The sequence below is a fragment of the Stenotrophomonas sp. STEN029 genome (genome assembly GCF_056760015.1).
Window position 1 is genome coordinate 1 of sequence record NZ_JBRREC010000175.1, and the last position, 1,484, is coordinate 1,484.

General features: G+C 63.9%; 2 protein-coding genes. One reads left to right on the forward strand and one right to left on the reverse strand.

What is annotated here, in order from left to right; translation table 11 throughout:
* Positions 1-112: 112 nt before the first annotated feature.
* Positions 113-385 (reverse strand): metal/formaldehyde-sensitive transcriptional repressor, encoded by a 273-nt coding sequence (locus ACVOLI_RS20460; RefSeq protein WP_481615782.1) that lies wholly within the window; start codon positions 383-385, stop codon positions 113-115.
* A 62-nt stretch (positions 386-447) separates the two neighbouring features.
* Between ACVOLI_RS20460 and dmeF the strand changes: the two genes are divergently transcribed.
* Positions 448-1,419 (forward strand): CDF family Co(II)/Ni(II) efflux transporter DmeF, encoded by a 972-nt coding sequence (gene dmeF / locus ACVOLI_RS20465; RefSeq protein ID WP_481615783.1) that lies wholly within the window; start codon positions 448-450, stop codon positions 1,417-1,419.
* The last annotated feature ends 65 nt before the right edge of the window (positions 1,420-1,484 follow it).

Below are 1,484 nucleotides of genomic sequence, written 5' to 3' on the forward strand. Positions count from 1 at the left end.
TCACCGGTGTATCTGCGAGCTGACGGATTGTCAGCTTCGCGGCTTACGCCGCTCCTACAAGCGCTGATGGGCTGCGGGTTACGCCCCTGCCGAGCATGGCTCGGCACTACCCTCACTTCGCGTGGCGTTTCATCAGCTCCAGCAGCACCTCGGCTTCCTGCGCGCGCTTGGCAGGGTCCTTCTCCTCGACGACATGGTCGCTGAGGTGGCCGGCCATCACTTCCAGCATCAGCCCGTGCATGGCGCCTTTGGCGGCGGCGATCTGCACCAGCACGCCGTCGCAGTCGTCGCCGTTCTCCAGTGCCTGTTCCAGGGCCGCTACCTGGCCAGCGATGCGCCGCACCCGGGTCAGCAGTTTCTTCTTGTCGCGTTGGATATGAGCCATGGCTGGCATCATATACCCCTTGGGGGTATAGAATCACGCCGTCCTTCTTCCAACCCACCGCCATGCAACTCGACGCGCTCGCCCACTCCCGCCGCCACAGCCATGCCTTCAGCGAAGGCAATCCGATGGCGGAGAAGAACACCCGGCGCGCGATGGTGCTGACCATTGTGATGATGGTGATCGAGATCGTCGGCGGCTGGTGGTTCAACTCGATGGCGGTGCTGGCCGATGGCTGGCATATGAGCTCGCATGCGCTGGCGCTTGGTCTGGCGGCGTTTGCCTATGCCTGCGCACGGCGCTACCGCGATGATCCACGTTTTGCCTTCGGGACCTGGAAGATCGAGATCCTGGCTGGGTTCACCAGCGCGATCCTGTTGCTGGGGGTTGCCGCGATCATGGCCTTCGAGTCCATCCTGCGCGTGTTCAAACCCAGTCCCATCCACTACCAGCAGGCCATTGCGATCGCGGTGGTCGGCTTGGCGGTGAACCTGCTGTGTGCATGGTGGCTGCGCGATCAACACCATCATCATGGTCACGATCATGGGCGTGACCACCACGCGCATGGCGGCCACCATCATCATCACCATGATCTGAACCAGCGCTCGGCCTACCTGCATGTGCTGGCCGATGCGGCGACCTCGGTGCTGGCGATCATCGCCCTGCTCGGTGGCCTGTACTTCGGCGCCTCCTGGCTGGACCCGCTGATGGGCATCGTTGGCGCGGTACTGGTGTCGGTCTGGGCCTGGGGTCTGATCAAGCAGACCAGTGGCGTGTTGCTGGATGCGGAGATGGACGCGCCGGTGGTGGCCGAGATCCGCGAGGCGGTGGAGCAGGGCGAGGTGCCTGCCCGGATCAGTGACCTGCATGTCTGGCAGGTCGGCCGGGGCCGCTATGCCTGCGCGATGGAAGTGGTGACCGAAACCGTAGTGGCGCCGGAAGTGTTCCATCGCGCCTTGGCGATCCACGAGGAGATCGTGCACGTGACGGTGGAGGTGCGTAGTGCCGAGCCATGCTCGGCAGGGCTTTGCCGTTAACCTGTCCGCCAATGTGGGAGCGGCCTCACCCCCCCAACCCGAGGGCCAACCCAATTTGGGAAATT